The sequence below is a fragment of the Streptomyces sp. ISL-36 genome (assembly GCF_018614205.1).
In the GTDB taxonomy this organism is placed as follows: domain Bacteria; phylum Actinomycetota; class Actinomycetes; order Streptomycetales; family Streptomycetaceae; genus Streptomyces.
Window position 1 is genome coordinate 1 of the sequence record NZ_JAGGOS010000086.1, and the last position, 17,316, is coordinate 17,316.

The window sequence follows — 17,316 nt, forward strand, 5'->3', positions numbered from 1 at the left end:
GCCGGGGGTCAGGGGCCGGGGGTCAGGGGGTCAGGGGGGCCGGGGACAGAGGACCGCGGGAGCCGGGGGGCCGGGGGCAGGGGCCGGGGTCAGGGGCTGTACGCGAGGGGGTCCGCCAAGACCTCGCGGATGACGACGGCCGCCGCTCCGCGTGCCGCGTCCGCCGACGTGGACGCGGGGCGCAGTCGGCCGGCGGTGGGGTGCCAGAGGCCGGAGACGACGCGGCGGGCCAGTTCGGCGTCGACCGCGGGCCCGAGACGGGGCATCAGGCGAGGGTAGATCCCGCCCAGGACGACCACCTCGGGATCGAGCAGGTTCACCGCGCCGGAGAGCGCGACTCCCAGCTTGCGCCCCGCCTCTTCGACGGCCGCCACCGCCCGCGCCTCACCGGCGTCGGCGCGGCGCGCCAGCTCCTCCACTCCGGAGATCCCGCCGGCCGTCGCCGCCGCCCCACCGCGCCCGGGCCGCTTCCCGTCCTCGAGCCCCGCCGCCCGCAGAAGCGCCGACTGGCCCGCGTACTGCTCCAGACAGCCGTGTGATCCGCAGCGACACAGGGGCCCGTTCTCGTCGACGGCCATGTGGCCGATCTCGCCCGCGAAACCGTGTGCACCGCGCAGGAGTTCGTCGTTCACGACGATCGCGCCGCCGACGCCGATCTCGCCCGTGAGGTGGAGGAAGCTCCGCACCTCGCCCAGTGCGCCGAACCACAGCTCCGCCAGCGCCGCCACGTTCGCCTCGTTGTCGGACGCGACCGGCAGGCCCGGCTGCCCCGCTCCTCCGGGCTCCGGCCACGAGACGCCCAGCGCCGAGGCGAACAGCCGGTCGGCGTCGACCTTGTTCCAGCCCAGGTTGGGGGCCTGGTGGACGGTCCCGGCGGAGACCAGGCCGGGCAGGGCGAGCCGTACGCCCACCGGGTGCAGATCCCGTTCCGCCGCGCTCCCGAGGACACCCGCCGCGACCCGGGCGGCCCGTTCCAGAACCTCCGCGGCCCCGGCCGTACGGTTGTCGAGCGGTTCGGTGACGCGGACGCGGTCCGCGCCCGCCAGATCGACGACGCACACGGACACGTAGTCGACGTTGATCTCGACCCCGAGGCCGGCCGGGCCCGTGTCGGCGGCCTTGAGCACCGTTCCCGGCCGCCCCGCCTGCCCGCTGAAGGTCTTGCCCGACTCGACCAGGAAACCGTGCTCCAGAAGCTGTTCGACGAGCGAGGAGACGGCGGCGCGGGTCAGACCGACGCGCGCCGCGACCGACGCCCGTGTCGTCTCGCCGGCCTCGTGGACCGTCCGCAGGACGAGGCTGAGGTTGTGCCGGCGCACACTCGCCTTGTCGGCCTTGGGTTCCCCGGGGTGCGCTCCCCCGGTCCGCGGAGTCTTCTTCATCGTGCGCCGAGCCTAATCCCCCCTTCTCGCTTCTCACCCCGCCCTCACCCCGCTCCCCTCACGGCTCTCCTCCATGGCTCTCCCCCATGGCTCTCCCCCATGGCTCTCTTCCACGGCTTGCCTTCGGGGACAGGGGGGTTCTGACCACACCTCAAAACAGTTCAACCACCGAACTCTTTACGCTATCGTCAGCGCCATGCCCCTTCCGCGCGACTACAGCGGTCAGACCTGCGCCCTCGCCCGCTCGATGGAGGTCATCGGCGAGCGCTGGACGCTGCTGATCGTGCGGGACGCCTTCTACGGCGTGCGCCGTTTCGGCGAGTTCGCCGCCCATCTCCGCCTCCCCCGGGCGGTCCTCGCCGACCGCCTCACCACCCTCATCGACGCCGGTGTCCTGGAGCGCCTGCCGGACACCGGGCGGCGCGAGGTCTACGGCCTGACCCCCAAGGGCATCGCGCTCTGGCCCGCCGTCCGCGCACTCACCACCTGGGGCGATGCGTTCCACGGGGTCGCAGGCGGGCCGCGCCGCGTCTTCCGCCACGCCACCGACGACGCCCCGATCGGCGACGACGGCCGCTGCACCGACTGCGGGAGACCGGTCGAGGTCGGCGACATCCTGGTCACCCCCGGCCCGGGGCTCGCTCCCGCCGCCGAGGACGACGACCCGGTGACGCGGGCGCTCGCCCGCCCGCACCGGCTGCTCCGGCCCCTGCTCGACCCCGCCCGCACACCCCGCCCCAAGAGAGGTTCGCACCCATGAAGATCCTGGTCGTCGGCGCCGGAGCCACCGGAGGGTACTTCGGTGCCCTGCTCGCCCGCTCGGGAGAGGACGTCACGTTCCTGGTCCGTCCCCGCCGCGCGGCCGTCCTGCGCGAGCGCGGTCTGCGCCTCACCGGCCGGGGAGAGGAATGGTCCCTGGAGCCCCGGCTGGTCACGGCCGACGCGCTGACCACGCCGTACGACCTCGTCCTCCTCTCGGTGAAGTCCACGGCGCTGGAGCAGGCGATCGAGGACATCGCCCCGGCCGTGGGCCCGGACACGGCGATCGTGCCGCTGCTCAACGGCCTCGCCCACCTGGACGCCCTGAACACCCGGTTCGGCGCCCCGCGGGTCCTCGGCGGGGTCGCCAAGGTGGTCACCACTCTCGACGACGAGGGTGACATCGTCCGTCTCGCACCGCTCGCCCATCTGACGATCGGCGAGCAGGACGGCTCGCCGTCTCCTCGCGTGGAGAAGATCCGGGACGTACTGGAGGGGGCGGGGATCGATGTCCTGGTGCCCGCCGACGTGATCACCGCTATGTGGCACAAGTGGGTCTTCATCACGACCTTCGGCGCGGTGACCAGCCTCATGCGTGGAACGGTCGGGGAGGTCAACGCCGTCCCGGGCGGAACGGACCTGGGCCCGGCGGTCCTGGCGGAGGCGGCGGCCGTCTCGGCCGCGGCAGGCCATCCCGTACCGGAGTCCGAACGGGAGGCGACGCTCGGCATCGTGACCGCGACCGGCTCCTCGATGGTCCCCTCCCTGTACCGCGATCTGACGGCCGGGCGGCCCACCGAGGTCGAGCACCTCTTCGGGGACCTGGTGGACCGTGCGCGCGCCCTGTCGGTGGCCACGCCCCTCCTCGACCTGGCCACCCTTCACCTGCGCGTCCACCAGCGGCGGGTCATGGCCGGCGCCGAGGCCGGCCGCGGCTAGTCAGCCGCGCAGCCACCCTCTCAACATCCTGCTGACGGCCGGCATCGCCACGTACGTCATCAGCACGTTGAAGACGCAGGCGAGGACCGCGCTGCTGAGCACCAGGGGCAGCGCGGTCAGCCGGGGCACCAGGAAGTAGCTCCCGAGGAGGGAGATGGGGTAGATCGCCAGGGTCGCGCTGATCGCCATCTTCCACCGCGGGGGCGCCGGCTGCGTCGAGCCCGGTTCGGCGAACCAGGTCTCCATGCCGGTCAGTTCGCGCCGCGCGATCTCGGTGTGGTGATGCCCCTCGCAATCCGCGAACCATGCCGCCCGCTCCGGCGACTCCTGCCAGGCACGGCACGCCTCCGCGTCGCGGAAGCGATGGACCAGGAACCAGGGGGCGTCGCCCCCGGAGGAGCGGAAGAACCCGTAGCCGAGATGGCCGGGGAATCCCGCAGCGCTGTCGAGAATGCCCTTCGCCCACCGCTCGAAGGCGGCTTCATGGCCGGGCTCCACCCGACGGGCTATCAGCAGGGTCACCTCACCGGTGTCGGCGGGGACGGTGGCGTGCTCGAGGCTCACCGCAGTCACTCGTTCTCCTCATGATCACGCCGCGCCCACGCCCACTCTACGCTGCGGCCCCGGCCGGACCGGCCGGCTGCGAACACGATCCGTGTCACCGCCGTCACGTCCGGGTCGGCACCGTACGCGGTGGATTGTCCGGCGGCAGACCGGGCACGCGCTCTGCAGGGCCACCCGGACATGCCGAGAACGAGCAGGGAGATCCTCATGACCACCGCACGCGACATCATGACGCCGGACGCCACGTGCGTCCGCTGGAACGAGACCGTCCTCGACGCCGCGAAGAAGATGACCGAGCTGGGCGTCGGAGCGCTGCCGATCTGCGGCCCGGACGAGAAGCTCAAGGGGATGCTCACCGACCGCGACATCGTGGTGAAGGTGCTCGGCGAAGGCAAGGACCCGGCCACCTGTAAGGCCGGTGACCTCGCCCAGGACGAGATCATCACGGTCGGTGCGGACGAAGACGTCTCGCAGATCCTGCACACCATGAGCGAGCACAAGGTCCGTCGGCTGCCGGTCATCGACGGCCACGTCCTGGTCGGGATCGTCGCCCAGGCCGACGTGGCACGGGCGCTGCCCGACCCGCAGGTCGGCGATCTGCTCGAGTCGCTGTCCTCCAACTGACGGACGGCTGCCCCGGCAAGGCCGCCTGGTAAGGGCCGGCCGGCGGGGCCCGGCCGGCGAGGGCCGTCGACGGGCCGGGCCTGCGGCGAAAGCCCGCAGGCCCGGCCTTGTGTCGTGTACCGCGGCCGTGTACCGCGGCCCTGGGCTGCGGTCTTGTACTGCGGTCCTGTACTACTGCGATCTTGTACTGCGGCCTGGTGCTGCGACCTGCACCACCGCGGCCTTGCGCTGCGGTCTTCCGCTCATGCTTCGTGCTTCCGGCGTTCCGCCTCAGGCGTGTACCGCAGCAGGACCGCCAGGCCGTCCGCCAGGTCCAGGTCTTCCCGGCGTACGACAACCAGCTCGGCGTGCGTCCCCGCGGCCGCCCTGATCAAGGCGGCGCCCGCGGCCGGCTCCTCCCAGTAGTCGGCCACTCCGAACGCATTGAGGTCCTCACCCGAGAGAGCGAGATGAGTGGGGGCGGTTCCTGCCCACAGCGGCTGCGGGAGGCTCAGCGGTTCGTTGAGGATCAGGGTGCGGACCTGACCGCGCTGGAGCGCGGAGACCGTGGCCGCGAGACCTTCGACGCGCCCGGCGTCGCGGGCACGTCGGCCGAGGTAGGCGTCGACCTGGATCCGGTCGTGCTCGGACAGCCTGTCGGCGAACAAGGCACCGAGCTCCTCCTCCAACAGCGCGCGTCCCGGATCCGGTCGCCGTGGGTGAGCGTCCCTGAGCTTGACGACATGGCCGTGCAGGTGGCGCGGGGCCAGTCCGATCAGGCTGTTGACCGCCCAGGGGTCGCCGGAGAGCCCGATCACCTCGGGGCGTTCGGTGTGCACACCGTCGGTCAGTCGGGCCAGGAGCCGGCCGGCCTCCCTCCGCCAGTCCTCCACCGGTGTCCGATGGTGGGAGCGGCGCGCGGAGGCGACGCGACTCGTCGGCCATCTGCCGGGCTCGTACGTGACCTCCAGGACGTCCTCGGCGCCGCCCGGCTCCGTCCCGTGCGCCTGAGGACCATGGACGCGAGGACCGTGGACCCGGGGGCCGTGTGGCCGGGGAGCGTGCACCCGGTGGACGACGACGGCCGCATACGGGATGTCCGGTGCCCGCTGAAGGGCAAGGGGCAGCGCGTCGGGCAGCATGCCGTACCGGGCGCTGTCGCGGACGGGCGGCTCGGGCAGGCGCTCGGACAGGACGAGGCGCCCGTCGGTGGCGAAGATCGCCCGGCCGTGGCGCCCGGCCACCTCGCTGTCCGCGTCGATCGCCTCCTCGACGGCCTCGACGGTCGGCTCGTCGGCGTCGTGCGCGAGCAGACGCCGCTGCAGGCGGCGCCAGCGCAGCTCGACGGCCCGGGCGGGATCGCCGAGGTCCGTGGAGGTGTCCAGGTAGACGGAGGCGACGGGGCCCGGATGGTCGTAGAGCGGGGTGAGGAACTGCAGCTTCACGGCGTCCTCCGGGAGAAGGAGTGACGGTCCGCCGTCTCACGTGACGGGTTCGGGGGCCGGTACGGGGCCGGGAAGGGGGCCGGGCTGCGGGCGGGGACCGGGCCGCGGGGCGGGGGGCGGCTGGGGATCGGGTTCGGGTTGCGGCGGCGCCGGCGGTACGGGATCGGGCCCGCCCGGCCCCGGTACCGGACCGGGCACCGGGCCCGGCTGCGGCCCGGGCCCCGGTCCGGGCGCCGGGGTGGGACTGGGTGGTACGGGATCGTTGGGAGGGGTGCCCATGGTCGCCTCGCCTCCTGGTGCGTCTCCGGCCGTGCGCCCTGCCGCGTCTCCTGCTCACAGACGCGCCGACTCGCAGAGGGCGGCTACCCCTGCGGCACCCCCTGACACAGGAAGCACGGGAAGCACGGGAAGCACGGGAGACAGGGAAGGCATGGAGACAGGGAAGACACGCCGGCTCTGCGGCTGTCCTCACCGACGGAACCCACCGCTCCCCTCGGCCCGCTTACCTCGGCGCACCGCACGGAACCCCTCGCACAGAACCGCGTGCACCGCACCGCGAACCGCGCGTACCGCACCGCGAACTGCGTGCACCGCACCGCGAACCGCGCACCGCGCCCCCACGACCACTCCCCGTCACTGCACGGCACCTGCCGAAAACCTGCACATTGTGCGGGCACCACGGACCGGCCTCCCCCGCCCCTCCCCGTTCCTCACGGCCGACCCTCGCCGATTGGTGGCGATTCACCCCTTAGGTTCCCGCCGCGTGACCGATGCCTCGTAAGTGTTACTCGGTCTTGCGGAGAAGCTGTCACCATCCGGTGAAATTAGCTGCAGGCCGGTCATCCGAGGGACACATTCGCCCGCGCAGGCGCGTCAACCGAATTAGCCGGGTCACCCGTTCGCATGCTTTGATCTTGCGCACTGCGGCGCCCAGAGAAACACCGGCCGATTTTCGGGCCCGACGGCCGTCGGACGCCGCAGGAATGGATTCCCCCCAAACACATGAAGGGTGCGCATCATGCGTGACAACCTCGAGACCCGTGAGATCGCCGACGCCGAGCTGGACGCCGTTTCCGGCGGTCTCGTCACCGTCTCCGGCGGTCTCGCCGGCGCCGCGACCAGCGATGTCGCCAACGTCCTCGGCACCGTCGGCTCCCTCCAGACCGTCCAGGGCGTCGAGGGCCTCGCCACCGGCGTCCCCGGCCTGGCCTCGGGCATCACCGGTGTCTCGGTGAACGCCTCCGCCGTCACCGGTCTCGCCGGTCTCTGAGTGGAATTTGACCATGAACCCCGGGGCCTCCAGCTGCGGGGTTCATGGTCACCCCCGCGCCCGGCCGCAGCGCATACGACGAATGCAGCGGATGCAACGAATGCAGCAGAAGGAATAGTCCGTGCAGTTCCGCCAAAAGGCACTTTCCAAGCTGCAATCCCCCGAAGAACTCGATGTGCCCGTGCGCTTCGCGCGACCACAGGGGCGCCTCGTCCTCGTCGTCACCGTCGTCGTCATGGCCGCCGCGACATTCTGGGCCTTCACGGGCACGGTGTCCTCCAAGCTGAGCACGCCCGGCGTCCTCACCCATGCTGAAGGCAGTTACCTGTTGCAGAGCCCTGTCGCCGGACAGGTGACCGGTGTCCTCGTCGAGGAGGGCCGGCAGGTGTCCGCCGGTGCGCCCCTCCTCACGGTCCGTACGGACCAGGGCGACCGCCCCGTGCGCGCGGTGGCGGGCGGCCGGGTGACCACTCTCTTCGCCCGGATGGGTTCGGTCGTCGCGACCGGCGCGGACGTGGCGACCATCGAGCGCGTGACGCATCCCGACGACCCGCTCGTAGCCATGTTGTACGTGCCGGGCAGCAGCGCGTCGACGGTCCCGGTCGGCGCCACGGTCGATCTGACCGTCCAGTCCGTCCCCAGGAACCAGTTCGGTGTGCTGCGGGGCCGCGTCAAGGCCGTGGGCCGCGCCCACCAGACGGAGGCGCAGATCGCCGGCTTCCTCGGCGACAGCGGGCTCGCCGCCCAGTTCTCCCGGCAGGGCAACCCCGTCGCGGTGCTCGTGACGCTGGAGCGCTCCTCCACCACCAGGTCCGGCTTCGCCTGGACCTCCGCCGAAGGGCCCCCGCAGCCCCTCGACTCCGGGACGCCGGTCACCGGCGCCGTCCATCTCTCCGCGGAACGTCCCATCGACTGGCTCCTCCCGTGACCGCCCCCCACGACCCCGCCCAGGCCCAGGCCCAGGTCCATGCCCAGGCCCCCGCGCCCGCTTCCTCCCGGGCCCACGCCCCGTCCCGGTCGGAGGCCCGGCGAGTCCCGCCCGCCGGGCGCCGGCGCCGCCGCCCCGCTCCCCAGGGCCGCAGGCCCCGTACCGTACGCACCCCCACCGTGCTGCAGATGGAGGCGGTGGAGTGCGGCGCCGCCGCGCTGGCCATGGTGCTCGGTCACTACGGCCGCTTCGTCCCCCTGGAAGAGCTCCGCATCGCCTGCGGCGTCTCCCGGGACGGCTCCCGTGCGAGCAACCTCCTCAAGGCGGCGCGCGGTTACGGGCTCCAGGCCAAGGGCATGCAGATGGACCTGGCGGCGCTCGCCGAGGTCAGCGCCCCGGCCATCCTGTTCTGGGAGTTCAACCACTACGTCGTCTACGACGGCATGGGCCGCCGCTTCGGCCGCAGGGGCGTGTACGTCAACGACCCCGGCAAGGGCCGCCGGTTCGTCCCCATGGACGAGTTCGACACCAGTTTCACCGGCATCGTGCTCACCTTCGAGCCCGGCGCGGGCTTCCGCCGCAGCGGCCGCAAGCCCAGCGTCCTGGGGGCCATGCCGGCCCGTCTGCGGGGCACCTCCGGCACCATGGCCGCCGCCGTGGTCTCCAGCCTGCTGCTGGTGGCCGTCGGCGCGACCGTGCCCGCGCTGAGCCGTACGTACATCGACATGTTCCTCATCGGCGGACAGACGTCCCTGCTCGGCGTGCTCTTCACCGCCATGGCGACGACCCTGGTCCTCACCGCGACGCTCACCGGGCTGCAGCAGGCCAACCTGCTGCGCGGGCGCATCATCTCCTCCACGCTGGGCAGTGCGAGGTTCCTGCGGCACCTCCTCAGACTTCCCGTCACCTTCTACGCCCAGCGCAATCCGGCCGATCTGGTCCAGCGGCTGCGGTCCAACGACGCGGTCGCCGAGACCCTCGCCCGCGACCTGTCCGCCGCCGGCGTGGACGCCGTCGTGGTCGTGCTCTACGCCGTGCTGCTGTGGACGTACGACCCGCAACTCACGGTCCTCGGCGTGCTGGTCGCGCTACTCAACGTGGTGGCGATGCGGATCGTGATCCACGTGAGGGCCACCGACACCCGGAAGCTGCGCGCGGAGAGCGCTCGGTTGACCAACACCTCGTACAGCGGTCTCCAGCTCATCGAGACGATGAAGGCCACCGGCGGCGAGAACGGCTTCTTCCGTCGCTGGGCCGGGCAGCACGCGATCACCCTCGACGTGCAGCAGCGGCTCGGCGTGCCCAGCGCGTGGCTGGCGATCGTCGCCCCCACTCTCGCCGCGCTCAACAGCGCGCTGATCCTGATGATCGGCGGCCTGCGGGCGGTGGAGGGACATCTCACCGTCGGTCTGCTCGTCGCCTTCCAGGCCCTGGTCACCAGCTTCACCACGCCGATCACCCGGCTCAACGGCGTCGCCGGGCGGATCCAGGACTTCGCGGCCGACGTCGCGCGACTCAAGGACGTCGAGAACTTCCCCGTCGACCCGGTCCACGCGCGGCGCGAGCCCGCCGCCGGCACCCGCCGGCTCTCCGGCCATGTGGAGCTGGACCACATCACGTTCGGCTACAGCCCGCTGGACGCGCCGCTGCTCAAGGATTTCTCCCTGTCGGTCGGCCCCGGGCAGCAGGTCGCGCTGGTGGGTGGCTCCGGGAGCGGCAAGTCCACCGTCTCCCGGCTGATCGCCGGGCTCTACGCCCCCTGGGAGGGGACCATCCGCATCGACGGGATGCGTCTCGACGACATCCCCCGCAGCGCGCTGGCCGCCTCCGTCTCCTTCGTCGACCAGGACGTCTTCCTCTTCGCGGGCACCGTCCGCGACAACGTGGCGCTGTGGGACCCGTCCATCACGGACGAGGCCGTCGTCGCCGCGCTCGAGGACGCCGCCGTCCTGGATGTGGTCTCCCGCCGCCCCGGCGGCATCCACAGCCGCGTCGAGCAGGACGGCCGGAACTTCTCCGGCGGCCAGCGTCAGCGCCTGGAGATAGCCCGGGCGCTCGTGCGCGACCCCAGTGTCATGGTGCTCGACGAGGTGACCAGCGCCCTGGACGCGGTGACCGAACGGGTCGTCATCGACAACCTGCGCCGTCGCGGCTGCGCCTGCGTGGTCATCGCCCACCGGCTCAGCACGGTGCGCGACAGCGACGAGATCCTCGTGCTGGACAGGGGCGCGGTCGTGGAACGCGGGCGGCACGAGTACCTGGTGGCCGCGGGAGGCCCGTACGCCGACCTCGTCAAGGAGCACTGACGTGAGCTCCGAGATGACACCTTCGTACCACCCGACCCACCCGACCCAGGCGTCCGTGTATCCGACCGAGGCGTCCCCGTACCCGGCCGTCGCGTCCCAGCACCCGGCCGTCGAGCCCCCGCACCCCGTCGTCGAGCCCCAGGACCCGGTCGTCACGGCTCTGGGCGGACTGGGTTCACCGGTCGACTGCGCCGGTCTGTCCAGCCTGTCCCTGGAGGGCCCGTCCGTGCTGTGGCTCGTCGCGCACGGCGAGTTGGACCTGTTCGCCGTCGACGCCGCACAGCTCGGGCACTGGCACTTCCTGGGCCGGCTGGAGGCGGGCGCGCTGCTGCTCGGCCCCGCCGAGGGCGCCGGGCACACCCTCGTCGGCCGCCCCTCGCGGGGATGCCTGCTGCGCCGTATCGAGCTGCGCGAACTGGCACAGCAGGCGCAGCAGGGGCAGTGGTACGAAGGACAGTGGTACTCCGGGCAGTGGTACGACGGCCAGTGGTACGCCGACGAGGGAACGTACGGCACGGCCGGGCACCTGAGCCCGCTCGAGGCCGCCTTCGCGCACGGCGTCGGCCGCGGACTGCGGGTGCTGTACGAGGTGCCCGTCAACGGCCCCGCCGGCGGCGACGGCTCCGCCGGCGGCGGGCAGGGCGGCACCGACGACGACATCGTGTGGATCCAGGTCACGCCCGGCAGCGTCCAGTACGGCGCCGCCTACGAGGCGGAGGCGACCGGCACCCTGCTCGTCGATCCGGCCCTGTGGCACAGCATGGTCGAGCAGCAGCTGCGGCTGCTGCACGCCCTGGGCCGCTGGATCGAGCAGCGCGAACGCGCCCACGAGGACCGTGCGGCGGCGGGTGCCGAGGCCGGGCTGACCGCTCGTACGGAGGCGGACCAGACGCTGCTGGCCTCCATCGGCCGGTCCGGCGGCGGTGCGCGCGGAGGGGTGGGCGTGGACGCCACCCTCGCCGCCTGCCGCCTGGTGGCGGAGGACGCGCGCATCACCCTGACGGCCCCGGCGGAGACGGGGACGGAGGCCGAGCGGATGGATCCGGTCGAACGCATCGCGCTCGCCTCCCGGATCCGGACCCGCGTCGTGGGACTCGGAGGGCGCTGGTGGCGTGAGGACAGCGGGCCCCTGGTGGGCCGCCGCGAGAAGGACGGGGCGCCGGTCGCGCTGCTGTGGCGGCGCGGCGGCTATGTGGCGGTCGACCCCGCCACCGGCACGCGCGAGCGGATCGGCAACGCCGACGAGGCCGTCACCTACGCGCGGCAGGCCGTCATGTTCTACCGCCCGCTGCCGGACGGCCGGTTGAGCCTGCTCTCGCTGCTGCGTTTCAGTGTGCGGGGAACCCGCCGGGAGCTGCGCGGCATCGTCCTGGGCGGCCTGGTCGCGGTGGTCCTCGGCTCGCTGGTGCCCATCGCCACCGGCACGGTGCTCGGAACGTACGTACCGGCGGCGGAGAGCGGCCTCATCGTGCAGACCGCGATCGCCCTCATCGCGGCCAGCGTGATCTCGGCCGCCTTCATGCTCATGCAGAACACCTCGATCCTGCGGATGGAGGGACGCATCGAGGCCACGCTGCAGCCCGCCGTGTGGGACCGGCTGCTGAGACTGCCGACCACCTTCTTCGCGGGCCGCTCGACCGGCGAACTGGCCGGCGCGGCCATGGGCATCAGCTCCATCCGCCGCCTGCTGTCCGGCATCGGATCGGTCTGCGTGCAGGCGGGCACGGTCGGCACGATGAACCTCACGCTGCTGCTCGTCTACAGCGTGCCGCTGGCGATGGCGGCCCTGGGCATGCTGTTCGTCATCGCGGTGGTCTTCCTGGGCCTGGGGATGTGGCAACTGCGCTACCAGCGCCGTCTGATCAAGATCAGCCACCGCCTCGACAACCAGGCCTTCCAGACCCTGCGCGGGCTGCCCAAACTGCGCGTCGCCGCGGCCGAGAGCTTCGCCTACGCCGCCTGGGCCCGGGAGTTCGCCCGCACCCGTGTGCTCCAGCAGCGCGCCGGCCGGCTGCAGAACGTCATCACCGTCCTCAACGCGGTCTACCTTCCGCTGTGCACGCTGGTGATGTTCATGCTGCTGGCCGGACCGGCCCGCGGCACCATGACCGCCAGTGAGTTCCTCACCTTCAGCACCGCCGTGACCCTGCTGCTGGCGTCGGTCACGCAGGTGACCGGAGCACTCCTGTCGGCCGCGGCCGTGCTGCCGCTGTTCGAGGAGGTGAAGCCGATCCTGCGAGAGACTCCTGAGGTGCGCCACGCCGCCGCCCGGCCGGGCGTGCTCAGCGGCGCCGTCGAGGCCCGTCAGCTGTCCTACCGCTACACCGAGGACGGCCCACTGGTCCTCGACGACATCGACTTCCGGGTCGGGCAGGGGGATTTCGTCGCGATCGTCGGCGCCAGCGGCTGCGGCAAGTCGACGCTGCTGCGTCTGCTCATCGGCTTCGACAAGCCCTCCACGGGCAGCGTGCTGTACGACGGTCAGGACCTGTCGGCCCTGGACCAGGCGGCCGTGCGCCGCCAGTGCGGCGTCGTCCTGCAGAACGCCCAGCCCCTCACCGGCTCCATCCTCGACTGCATCCGCGGCGCCGAGGCGTTCACGCTCGAGGAGGCGTGGGAGGCCGCCGCGATGGCGGGCCTGGCCGAGGACATCAAGGCCATGCCCATGGGCATGCACACCATGCTGTCCGACGGCGGGGGCACCATCTCGGGCGGCCAGCGCCAGCGGCTGATGATCGCCCAGGCGCTCATCCGCAAGCCCCGCATCCTCTTCTTCGACGAGGCCACCAGCGCTCTGGACAACGAGGCTCAGCGCGTGGTCATCGAGTCCACGCGGGCGCTGCGTGCGACACGCATCGTGATCGCCCACCGGCTGTCGACGGTCATGGACGCCGACCGGGTGATCGTCATGTCGGACGGGCGCATCGTCCAACAGGGCCCGCCCGCCGAGCTGCTCGCCGACACGAACGGCCTGTTCCACGAGCTGGTCCGCCGCCAGCTCCGCTGACGCGCCACCACCCGTCACAGCCGGGCGCAGCCCACCCCATGGCAGGGCTCACCCGTACGGAACCCGCGTTGAGCCGAGTGCCGCGCCGGCCCGGGCGCCCGGCGGCGGCCGGCGGCAGCGTGGCTGCCATGCGGGACTACGGCGTGATCAGCGAGGCGCGAGCCGGTGCGGCGGGCGGGGCGTGGCAGAGCCGGCCCGCCGGGACGGCCACCGGGAACCCGCTGCCGTGGCTCGCCGGTGTGTCCGCTGCCCTGACACTCGTCCATCTCGCGCTGATCGCTCCGGGTCTCGGGCTCGGCTGGGACGAGACGGTGTACGTCAGTCAGGTGAGCCCTCAGGCACCGGCGGCGTTCTTCAGCGCGCCACGCGCCCGGGGCATCACCTACCTCGTCGCCCCCGTCACCACGCTGACCAGCTCCGTCATGGCGCTGCGCGTCTACATGGCCGTACTGGCGGGGTGCGGACTGTTCCTGGCGCTGTGGGTCTGGCGTCGGCTGCTGCCCGCGCCCGTGCTGGGTGTCGCCGGCGGGCTGTTCGCCTCCCTGTGGATCACGATGTTCTACGCCTCGCAGGCGATGCCCAACCTCTGGGTCGCTTACGGGGCGCTCGCCGCGGTCGGCTGTCTCCTGCGGGTCGCACGGGACCCCGGCGACCGGTGGGCGCGGGCCGGAACGGCCGCCGGGGTGGCGTTCGCCGCGCTGATGCGGCCCACGGACGCGGTGTGGCTCGCCCTGCCGCTCGCGGTCGCGACCGTGGCGATGAGGGCCAGGTGGCTGCTGGTGGCGGCCGTGCTCGCCGCGGGCCTGGCCGCCGGGTGCGCGGCCTGGGTCGTCGAGGCGTACGTCTCGTACGGCGGTCTCGCCGCCCGGCTGGACCGGGCCAGCGAGATCCAGGGTCGGCTCGGCTGGTACTTCTCGGTCGACGACCATGTGCGCGCCCTCGGCGGGCGGTTGCTGTGCCGGCCGTGCGACGTGCCCTGGCGGTATCCGGTCGCCGCCCTGTGGTTCTTCGCTCTGCCGCTGCTCGTGGCGGCGGGCGTGTGGGCCGCCGTCCGCGCCCGCCGCCACCGCACGGAGCTGGTGGTGGCCACCGAGGTCGGGGCGTCCCTGGCCGTGCCCTATCTGTTCACGGTCGGCTACGCGGCACCGCGCTTCCTGCTGCCCGCCTACGCGCTCCTCGCCCTGCCCGTCGCCTACGGCCTGGTCCGGGCGTGCCGGCCGCGGCCGCGCGGGCGCCGGCTGGTGGTCGGGCTCGTGGCCGTGGCCGTGACGGCGCATGGGGCGATCCAGTACCGGATGGTCGACAGCACGGCCGACCGGGTGCGTCGCGACACGGCCGATCTCGGGCGCGTCGCCGCCGAGCTGCACGCCTTGGGCGTGCGCCCGCCGTGCGTGGTCAGTGGTGTGGAGGCGATCCGCGTCGCGTTCCGCACCGGTTGCGCCTCCCGCCAGCCCAGCGGCCACGACGAGAGCATCACGCCGGGGCAGCTCGTCGCCACGGCGCTCCACCAGCCGGTCGCGATTCTGCTGTCGCACGGGCGTCGGCCTCCGCCGTACGCGGCCACGTGGTCCGCCCATCCGCTGCCCGACCTCGGCGACTGGACGGGTCTGCGCGCCTACGTCTCGGGCGCCCGGCCGGCCGACACGGGCCGCTGAGGCGCCGCGCCGGCCCGGAGGAGGTCAGGAGGAGGTCAGGAGGTGCCCGGGACCACCAGGCCGGATTCGTATGCGAGGACGACGAGCTGAGCGCGGTCGCGGGCATGGAGCTTGGTCATGGCCCGGTTGATGTGGGTCTTCGCGGTCATCGGGGTGATCACCATGCGGTCGGCGATCTGGTCGTTGGGCAGGCCCTGCGCGACGAGGGCGACGGCTTCGCGTTCGCGGTTGGTCAGCTCTTCCAGCCCCGTGGTGGCACCGGTGCGGAGCGGCTGGGTGACGTACCGCTGGATGAGCTTGCGGGTGATCGAGGGGGCGAGCAGGGCGTCGCCGCGCGCGGCGACCCGTACGGCGTGCAGGAAGTCCTCCGGCACGATGTCCTTGACCAGGAATCCGGCAGCGCCGGCGCGCAGGGCGTCGAAGACGTACTCGTCCAAGCCGTAGTTGGTCAGGATGACGACGTGCAGGGAGGCCAGGGCCGGGTCGGCGGCGATGCGCCGGGTCGCCTCGATGCCGTCGAGGACCGGCATCTGGATGTCGATGAGAGCGATGTCGGGCAGGTGTTCCCGGGCCAGGGCCAGGCCCTCCTGTCCGTCGGCGGCCTCGGCCACCACCTCGATGTCGTCCTCGAGGTCGAGGAGCGCGCGGAATCCGCTGCGGATGAGCGGCTGGTCGTCGACGAGCAGGACACGGATCATGACGTCTGCCCCACGGGGAGTTCGGCCTGGACGGTGAAACCGCCCTCGGTACGCGGTTCCGCGCGGAGCCGGCCGCCGAGGGCGGTGACGCGTTCGCGCATTCCGAGCAGCCCGACGCCGGGCGTCGGGGCGGTGTCGGGCGCGGCCTTGCCGTCGTCGTCGACGCGGATGGTCAGGGCGTCGGGACCGCAGTCGATCCGGACCGAGGCCGTGGCGGCGTCCGCGTGACGGGCGATGTTGGTGAGGGACTCCTGAACGATCCGGTAGACGGTCCGGTCCAGCGCGGCCGGTACGTCGTGGTGCGCTCCTTCGATCGTCAGCGTCGCCTCCAGGCCGGTCATCCGGGCCCGCTCCACCAGTTCAGGGAGGTGGTCGAGCCCACGCGGCGGGGTCGTGTCGTCGTCGCGCAGTGCCTGCAGGGTGGCGCGCAGCTCCCGGGTCGCCTCACGTCCGGCCTCCTGGATCGCGAGCAGGGCCTCCGGCACCTTTTCGCCACGCTTGCGGGCGACGTGTACGGCGACTTCGGCCTGCAGCTTGATGATCGAGATCTGGTGGGTGAGCGAATCGTGCAGCTCGCGCGCGATGTGCAGCCGCTCCTCGTCGGCGCGGTGCCGGGCCGTCTCCTCCCGGGTGCGCTCGGCTTCGTCCGCCCGCCGCTCGGCCTGCCGCAGTGCTTCGCCGGCGGCGCCTGCAGCGATCAGCCAGGCCAGTTCAAGTGCTCCTCGGGCCTGCGCGAAGGCTTCGCCGGTGTCGTGCAGGCCGGAGGCCAGGGCCGCGAGGGGGAGCGCTGCCAGCATGACCACGCTCGCCGCCACCGTGAGGGTGCGGTGCCCCGCCCGTACGGCCGCGTACACCGCGAACAGGTAGGCGACGGCGGGCACATCGAAACCGACCGCCTGGTAGCCGACCGCGCACACCCCGGTGACGGCCAGGACCGGAACCGGTGCGCGGCGGCGCGCGGCCAGCGCCAGGCCGCCCGCCGTCAGGAGCACCAGGCCGAGCAGGCCGAGGTCCGTGGCGGAGTGCTGCCGGGACACCCCGGTGACCAGCAGGATCACCGCCATGGCGGCTGCTGTCGCCCAGTCTTTGACACCGATCAGTCCCCTGCCCATGGGCGCACCTTAGCCGGACGTCGGGGCGGGCGAGTCCTGCGCGCGAAGGAGCGGCCGACTACCGCACACGCGGTATGTGGGCGGCTCCTGCGGCGTCCGTGGTAGCGCGCATTGTCCGCGTCCGCCGGACGACCGGAGGGGGGTCCGGCGGACACGATCGCGGGACGTCCCGTCGCACGAGAAGGAGCACTTCATGTCCGTTCCGTTCATGTCCGTCCACTTCCTGGTCGCCGCACCGGCGGATCTCGCGGCCCAGCCGGCCGCCGCCGCTGTCGACACCCTGAGCGCGGGGCGAGTGGGGGCCATCGTGGCCGCCCTCACTGCGCTGACCGGCGTGGTCGTCGGTGGCCTGGCTCTGGCCCGCTCCGCCGGCCGTTCCGACCGCCGGGCCGGCCGGCCGCGGGCCGTCGTGGCGCTTGCCGCCGGGGTGCTCGGCATGGTCCTCGGCGGGCTGGTCGCCGCCGGCTCGGACGGTTCCATCGGCACCGGCAACGGGCTGGGCGGGGCCATCGTGGCCCTGGTGCTGGGGGTGATAGGCACCGCCCTCGGCGGGTTGGCGCTGGCCCGCTCCCACCGCACGGGCTGATCGCGGCGCACGCACCGAGCGATGACCGGCGCCACCGGCGGAACGGGGAGGGCCGAACGGAG

The 17,316-nt window shown here is 72.8% G+C and carries 14 protein-coding genes; 9 read left to right on the plus strand and 5 right to left on the minus strand.

The window, feature by feature from the left end; genetic code table 11:
• Positions 1-89: 89 nt before the first annotated feature.
• Positions 90-1,382: an ROK family transcriptional regulator gene (locus J7E93_RS22105; protein ID WP_215071671.1), complete on the minus strand. Its 1,293-nt coding sequence runs from the start codon at positions 1,380-1,382 to the stop codon at positions 90-92.
• 196 nt (positions 1,383-1,578) lie between these two features.
• Between J7E93_RS22105 and J7E93_RS22110 the strand changes: the two genes are divergently transcribed.
• Both J7E93_RS22110 and J7E93_RS22115 read left to right on the plus strand, forming a co-directional pair.
• Positions 1,579-2,142, plus strand: a complete 564-nt coding sequence (locus J7E93_RS22110) for a helix-turn-helix domain-containing protein (protein ID WP_215071672.1) — start codon at positions 1,579-1,581, stop codon at positions 2,140-2,142.
• Positions 2,139-3,080, plus strand: a complete 942-nt coding sequence (locus tag J7E93_RS22115) for a ketopantoate reductase family protein (protein WP_215071673.1) — start codon at positions 2,139-2,141, stop codon at positions 3,078-3,080. Before J7E93_RS22110 ends, J7E93_RS22115 begins: the two co-directional genes overlap by 4 nt.
• On the opposite strand, the gene J7E93_RS22120 is transcribed toward J7E93_RS22115, so the two are convergent.
• Positions 3,081-3,653, minus strand: coding sequence for an antibiotic biosynthesis monooxygenase (locus tag J7E93_RS22120; RefSeq protein WP_215071674.1), 573 nt, complete (start codon positions 3,651-3,653; stop codon positions 3,081-3,083).
• Positions 3,654-3,851: 198 nt separating this feature from the next.
• Between J7E93_RS22120 and J7E93_RS22125 the strand changes: the two genes are divergently transcribed.
• Entirely contained in the window at positions 3,852-4,268 is a 417-nt protein-coding gene (locus tag J7E93_RS22125) for a CBS domain-containing protein (RefSeq protein ID WP_215071675.1), read from the plus strand.
• Positions 4,269-4,510: 242 nt separating this feature from the next.
• On the opposite strand, the gene J7E93_RS22130 is transcribed toward J7E93_RS22125, so the two are convergent.
• Positions 4,511-5,692 (minus strand): hypothetical protein, encoded by a 1,182-nt coding sequence (locus J7E93_RS22130; RefSeq protein WP_215071676.1) that lies wholly within the window; start codon positions 5,690-5,692, stop codon positions 4,511-4,513.
• A 1,018-nt stretch (positions 5,693-6,710) separates the two neighbouring features.
• On the opposite strand from J7E93_RS22130, the gene J7E93_RS22135 reads away from it, so the two are divergent.
• The 5 genes from J7E93_RS22135 to J7E93_RS22155 all read left to right on the plus strand — a co-directional run bounded on the left by J7E93_RS22135 (position 6,711) and on the right by J7E93_RS22155 (position 14,858).
• On the plus strand, positions 6,711-6,962 hold the full coding sequence (locus tag J7E93_RS22135; protein WP_215071677.1) for a hypothetical protein: 252 nt from the start codon (positions 6,711-6,713) through the stop codon (positions 6,960-6,962).
• Positions 6,963-7,083: 121 nt separating this feature from the next.
• Positions 7,084-7,890, plus strand: coding sequence for an HlyD family efflux transporter periplasmic adaptor subunit (locus J7E93_RS22140; RefSeq protein WP_215071678.1), 807 nt, complete (start codon positions 7,084-7,086; stop codon positions 7,888-7,890).
• Positions 7,887-10,196, plus strand: coding sequence for an NHLP family bacteriocin export ABC transporter peptidase/permease/ATPase subunit (locus tag J7E93_RS22145; RefSeq protein ID WP_215071679.1), 2,310 nt, complete (start codon positions 7,887-7,889; stop codon positions 10,194-10,196). The genes J7E93_RS22140 and J7E93_RS22145 overlap by 4 nt, the downstream gene beginning before the upstream one ends.
• A 13-nt stretch (positions 10,197-10,209) precedes the next feature.
• The gene (locus J7E93_RS22150) at positions 10,210-13,203 is read left to right on the plus strand and encodes an NHLP bacteriocin export ABC transporter permease/ATPase subunit (protein ID WP_215071726.1); all 2,994 of its coding nucleotides are present in this window, start codon (positions 10,210-10,212) and stop codon (positions 13,201-13,203) included.
• Between the two features lie 128 nt (positions 13,204-13,331).
• Positions 13,332-14,858, plus strand: coding sequence for a hypothetical protein (locus J7E93_RS22155; protein ID WP_251066903.1), 1,527 nt, complete (start codon positions 13,332-13,334; stop codon positions 14,856-14,858).
• A 35-nt stretch (positions 14,859-14,893) separates the two neighbouring features.
• Here the strand turns inward: J7E93_RS22155 and J7E93_RS22160 are convergent, their stop codons facing one another.
• Together J7E93_RS22160 and J7E93_RS22165 are read right to left on the minus strand one after the other, a co-directional pair.
• Positions 14,894-15,556, minus strand: a complete 663-nt coding sequence (locus J7E93_RS22160; RefSeq protein WP_215071680.1) for a response regulator transcription factor — start codon at positions 15,554-15,556, stop codon at positions 14,894-14,896.
• Positions 15,553-16,668 (minus strand): sensor histidine kinase, encoded by a 1,116-nt coding sequence (locus tag J7E93_RS22165; protein WP_215071681.1) that lies wholly within the window; start codon positions 16,666-16,668, stop codon positions 15,553-15,555. The genes J7E93_RS22160 and J7E93_RS22165 overlap by 4 nt, the downstream gene beginning before the upstream one ends.
• A 193-nt stretch (positions 16,669-16,861) precedes the next feature.
• Between J7E93_RS22165 and J7E93_RS22170 the strand changes: the two genes are divergently transcribed.
• Entirely contained in the window at positions 16,862-17,254 is a 393-nt protein-coding gene (locus tag J7E93_RS22170) for a DUF6223 family protein (RefSeq protein WP_251066904.1), read from the plus strand.
• The last annotated feature ends 62 nt before the right edge of the window (positions 17,255-17,316 follow it).